Source organism: Streptomyces sp. (genome assembly GCF_031178505.1).
Taxonomy (GTDB): domain Bacteria; phylum Actinomycetota; class Actinomycetes; order Streptomycetales; family Streptomycetaceae; genus Streptomyces; species Streptomyces gulbargensis.
The window spans coordinates 1-5369 of the sequence record NZ_JAPSIW010000497.1; the positions used below are offsets into that span (position 1 = coordinate 1).

A 5369-nucleotide genomic window follows, 5' to 3' on the forward strand; every position below is an offset into this window, starting at 1 on the left:
CCGATCGCGACCGCCACCGGGCTTCCCCGCCCCCACCGGACCCCGTCGCCGGCGCCGCGCCCCGACCGCCTCACCGGGCTCCGGGATCCGCGACCCGCCCCCCGGCCATGGCCCCACCCCCGCCCCGACCTGGCCGCCGAGCCCGGGACCGCACCCCGACCCGCCGGCCGGGCCCGGGACCCGCGCCCGGCCCCGTACCGCCGTCAGCCGTCCCCGCCCTGGGCCGGCTCGCCGTTCGAGGTGCGTCCCCCGCGCGGGGCGCGGCGGACCGCCTCGCCGCCGAGGAGGGTGAGCCGCGCGACGGCCCGGACCCAGGGCGGGCCACCCCTGGCGGCCCACACCACGCACACGCACCCGGCCACGACGAGCGCGAGCACACCGATCAAGACGAGCAGGATCATGCCCGTCCCCCCTTCGTCGACAACGGTCGGCCCATCCTCCCACCCCTCCCGGAGCCCGAATCCGCCCTGCCCCTGCCCGGATCCGGGCAAAATTGTTGGCTCGGCGGACCGCGCCTCCCTAGTCTCCTGATCATGACAAGCCCCGCCGTCGATCCGGCCCCCGAGACGTCCCCGCCCCCCACCGCGCCCACCGCCCCCGGCGCGGGCCCCACCCGCCGGCGGATCACCGGCGCCGTGTGGCTCGCGCTCGGCATCGTGTACGTCGTCTGGGGTTCGACCTACCTCGGCATCCGGATCGTCGTGGAGACCATCCCGCCCTTCCTCTCCAGCGGTGCCCGCTTCATCGCCGCCGGGCTGATCCTCACCGCGATCGTCGCCTGGCGACGCGGCACCTCCGCCCTCAAGGTCGACCGCCGGCGGCTCGGCTCGGCCGTCCTCGTCGGGCTTCTGCTCATCCCCGGCGGCAACGGCCTCGTCGTCCTCGCCGAGACCTCCCTCTCCTCCGGCCTCGCCGCCCTGCTCATCGCCGTCGTCCCCGTCTGGGTCGTCCTCCTGCGGGCCCTCCTCGGGGAGCGCCCCGGCCTCGGGGCCTTCGGCGGCGTCCTGCTCGGCCTCGCGGGCCTCGGCGTCCTCACCCTTCCCGGACTGAGCGGCACGGTGAAGCTGGGCGGCATCCTCCTCGTCGTCACCGCGGCCCTGCTCTGGTCGCTGGGCTCGGTGGCCTCCTCCCGGCTCCCGATGCCGGCCGACCCCTTCACGGCGAGCGCGTACGAGATGATCGCCGGCGGCCTCGCGGGCCTCGGCATCGGCCTGCTGCGCGGCGAGCACCACGGCCTCGACCTCGGCGCGATCTCGGGCCGCTCGTGGGCGGGCCTCGCCTATCTGCTGCTCGTCGGCTCCCTCGTGGGCTTCACCGCCTACGTCTGGCTGCTTCAGGCCGCCCCGCTCTCGCTCGTCGCCACGTACGCCTACGTGAACCCGGTCGTCGCCGTGTTCCTCGGCGCTCTCGTCCTGAACGAGGCCCTGACCTGGCCGATCGTCCTCGGCGGCGCGATCGTCGTCGCCGGTGTCTGTCTCATCGTCTCGACCGAGCGGCGCACGTGATCCACCCCCCTGATCCGTCGGGCGTTCGAACGACCGAGTGGGCCAGGGGTGGGGAGCCGCATGCCGAAACGCACGACCGGGGGCACGTGGCGGGAACGGGGAGGACGGGCGGCCGCCGTGCTGGTCCTCGTCGGCGTCCCGACGGCCCTTGTCGGAGGAGTCGCCTCGTGCGTCGCCTCGGACATGGGGCACCTGCCGGGTGACGCGATGGAGCGGGTCCGGGAGACGCCGTACGACAAGACCGCCGCCGCGTACGGCCACCGGGCCTGGGCCGTCGGCGACACGGTGGTCCGCAGCCGCTTCGACGCCGTCACCGCCTTCGACGCCCGGACCGGCGAGCGCCGCTGGGAGCACGCCGTGCCGGGCCGTGCCGAGATCTGCGCCACCTCCGACGCGGCCGACTCCGTCGCCCTCGTCGGCCCCATGGAGCCGCTGGAGGCCCAGGAGGCCGCCGGGGCGGGGGACGGCGAGGGATGCTCGACCGTCGCCGCGATCGATCTGCGCAACGGCCGGGAGCTGTGGCGCACCGGCCGCCTGCCGGGAGGCGGTGACCCGAAGGACGGCGACGACGTCCTCGCCACCGGCGCCGGCCTCGCCGTGGTCCGCGACGAGGGCGGGCAGGGGGAACGAGGAACCGGACCGGCGCACGCGGCCCCTCCTGCCCGGCGACCGGGCGGTGCGGGCCTTCGACCTGCGGACCGGCGCCCCGCGCTGGAAGGCCGCCGTGCCGGAGGGCTGCCTCCCCGGCGGTCTCGCCGTCTCCCCGAAGCAGGTCCTGGTGCCGCTGGCCTGCGCCACCCAGGCCGGGCCCGCCGCCTTCGACCCGGCCGGCGGCACGGCGCGGTGGACCGTTCCGCTCGGCGCCCGCCGCCCCGTCGGCCGGGAGCGCGTGGCAGGAGACGGCGGCTCTGCACGCGGGAGGGGGCCGCGCGACGGTCTTCACCCACTCCCGGAAGTATCCCGACGAGTGCTCCGTCCACGACTCCGTTACGGGTGAGGCCACGACTTCCCCACCCTTCGGCCAAAGCGGACAGATGAAGCCGCCCACCACTCCACCACGGACAAGCGGCCCGTCGCCCGCTTCGCCCTAACGTGGCACGAGAGCGCGAGAACACCCCCTCGCACCACCCCCGAAACGGAAAGGGCCGGTACGCAATGACGACCACCCACGCCTTCTGGCTCGCCGGCCGCGAGGCCACCGGCGACGCCACCTTCGACGTCACGAACTCGTACGACGGACGTCTGGTCGGCAAGGTCAGCGTGCCCACCGAGGCCCAGGTCGAGGAGGCCGTCGCCGCCGCGCACGCCGTCGTCGACGAGTTCGCCGCGACCCCGGCGCACGTCCGCGCCGCCGCCCTCGACCACGTGTCGAAGCGGCTCGCCGAGCGCACCGAGGAGATCGCCCAGCTGATCTCCGCCGAGAACGGCAAGCCCATCAAGTGGGCCCGCGGTGAGGTCGGCCGCGCCGTCTCCGTCTTCCGTTTCGCCGCCGAGGAGGCCCGCCGGTTCAACGGCGGCGAGGCCCAGCGCCTGGACACCGAGGCCGGCGGCGTCGGCCGCCTCGCGCTCACCCGCCGTATCCCCAAGGGCGTCGTCCTCGGCATCGCGCCGTTCAACTTCCCGCTGAACCTCAGCGCCCACAAGGTCGCCCCGGCCATCGCCGTCGGCGCCCCCATCATCCTCAAGCCGGCCCCGTCGACCCCGATCTCCTCCCTGATCCTGGGCGAGATCCTGGCCGAGACGGACCTGCCGGCCGGTTCCTGGTCGATCCTGACCGTGCCGAACGACCGCATGCCCGCCCTGGTCCAGGACGAGCGCCTCCCGGTCATCTCCTTCACCGGCTCGGACACGGTCGGCTACGCCATCCAGCAGTCCGTGCCGCACAAGCACTGCACCCTGGAGCTCGGCGGCAACGCCGCGGCCGTCGTCCTGTCCGACTGGTCCTCCGAGGAGGACCTGGACTGGGCGGCGACCCGCATCGCCACCTTCTCCAACTACCAGGGCGGCCAGTCCTGCATCTCCGTGCAGCGCGTGATCGCGGACGCCTCCGTCCACGACCGCCTCCTGCCGAAGATCGTCGCCGCCGTCGAGGCCCAGGTCACCGGCGACCCGGCGGACGACGCCACCGACGTCGGCCCGCTCGTCGACGAGAACGCCGCCAAGCGCGTCGAGGCCTGGGTGGACGAGGCCGTCGCGGCCGGCGCCAAGCTGCTCGCGGGCGGCAAGCGCGAGGGCGCCACCTACGCCCCGACCGTCCTCACCGACCTCCCGGCCGGCGTCACCCTGGCCCGCGCCGAGGTCTTCGGCCCGGTCCTGACCGTCGCCAAGGTGGACGGCGAGGCCGAGGCCTTCGCCGCCGTCAACGACTCCGACTTCGGCCTCCAGGCCGGCGTCTTCACCCACGACCTGCAGGCCGCCTTCCGCGCCCACCGCGCCCTGGAGGTCGGCGGCGTGATCATCGGCGACGTCCCGTCCTACCGCGCCGACCAGATGCCGTACGGCGGCGCCAAGCGCTCCGGCGTCGGCCGCGAGGGCGTCAAGTACGCCATGGACGACTACACCTACGAGCGCGTCCTCGTCCTCACGGGCCTCGCCCTGTAGTCCGTACCGCCGCGCGCCGGTACGGTCCACGAGACCAGGCGGCCTGAGCCCACTGTGCGGGGGCTCAGGCCGTCTTCTCGTCTTTCGGGACCCGCGCGGATCGGGTACGACGGACATAGCCCCAGGAGGTGAGCATGTCCGCACCCACTCAGCGGCCCAAGGTCACCGAGCGCGAGGCCCGGCAGGTCGCCGAGGCCGCGCGCGAGCAGGACTGGCACAGGCCGAGCTTCGCCAGGGAACTCTTCCTCGGCCGCTTCCGCCTCGACCTCGTCCATCCCCACCCGCTCCCCGCCGAGGAGGACGTACGGCGCGGAGAGGCCTTCCTTGCCACGCTCCGGACGTTCTGCGAGACCCGGATCGACGGCGCCCGCATCGACCGGGAGGCCCGCATCCCCGACGAGACGATCTCCGGACTGAAGGAGATCGGGGCGCTCGGGATGAAGATCGACACCAAGTACGGCGGCCTCGGCCTCACCCAGGTGTACTACAACCGCGCCCTCGCGCTCGTCGGCTCCGCGAGCCCCGCCGTCGGCGCGCTGCTCTCCGCGCATCAGTCGATCGGCGTACCGCAGCCGCTGAAACTCTTCGGCACCCAGGAGCAGAAGGACACCTTCCTGCCCCGCCTGGCCCGTACCGACCTCTCGGCCTTCCTGCTCACCGAGCCCGACGTGGGCTCCGACCCGGCCCGCCTCGCCACCACTGCCGTGCCGGACGGCGACACGTACGTCCTCGACGGCGTGAAGCTGTGGACCACCAACGGCGTCGTCGCCGACCTGCTCGTCGTCATGGCCCGCGTCCCGGCCTCCGAGGGGCACCCGGGCGGCATCACCGCCTTCGTCGTGGAGGCCGACTCGCCCGGCATCACCGTCGAGCACCGCAACGCCTTCATGGGCCTGCGCGGCCTGGAGAACGGCGTCACCCGCTTCCACCGCGTCCGGGTCCCCGCCGCGTACCGCATCGGACCCGAGGGTGCCGGTCTCAAGATCGCCCTCACCACCCTCAACACCGGCCGGCTCTCCCTCCCCGCCGCCTGCGCGGGCGCCGCCAAGTGGTGCCTGAAGATCGCCCGGGAGTGGACCGCCGTCCGCGAGCAGTGGGGCAAGCCGGTCGCCCGCCACGAGGCCGTCGGCACGAAGATCTCCTTCATGGCGGCCACCGCCTTCGCCCTGGAGGCCGTCGTCGACCTCGCCTCCCAGATGGCCGACGACAACCGCAACGACATCCGCATCGAGGCCGCCCTCGCCAAGCTGTACGGCTCCGAGA

At 74.2% G+C, this 5369-nt stretch carries 5 protein-coding genes; 4 read left to right on the forward strand and 1 reads right to left on the reverse strand.

All coding sequences use genetic code 11. The features are described from left to right. Positions 1-203: 203 nt before the first annotated feature. Entirely contained in the window at positions 204-401 is a 198-nt protein-coding gene (locus RIF68_RS26215) for a hypothetical protein (RefSeq protein ID WP_309053765.1), read from the reverse strand. Positions 402-533: 132 nt separating this feature from the next. On the opposite strand from RIF68_RS26215, the gene RIF68_RS26220 reads away from it, so the two are divergent. The 4 genes from RIF68_RS26220 to RIF68_RS26235 all read left to right on the forward strand — a co-directional run. Beyond that, on the forward strand, positions 534-1505 hold the full coding sequence (locus RIF68_RS26220) for an EamA family transporter (protein ID WP_309053766.1): 972 nt from the start codon (positions 534-536) through the stop codon (positions 1503-1505). A gap of 60 nt (positions 1506-1565) precedes the next feature. Continuing rightward, positions 1566-2543: a PQQ-binding-like beta-propeller repeat protein gene (locus RIF68_RS26225; protein WP_309053767.1), complete on the forward strand. Its 978-nt coding sequence runs from the start codon at positions 1566-1568 to the stop codon at positions 2541-2543. Positions 2544-2660: 117 nt separating this feature from the next. Next, positions 2661-4106 (forward strand): aldehyde dehydrogenase family protein, encoded by a 1446-nt coding sequence (locus RIF68_RS26230; protein WP_309053768.1) that lies wholly within the window; start codon positions 2661-2663, stop codon positions 4104-4106. Positions 4107-4240: 134 nt separating this feature from the next. Then, positions 4241-5369 (forward strand): acyl-CoA dehydrogenase family protein (locus RIF68_RS26235; RefSeq protein ID WP_309053769.1); only part of this gene is annotated, 1129 nt, incomplete at its 3' end.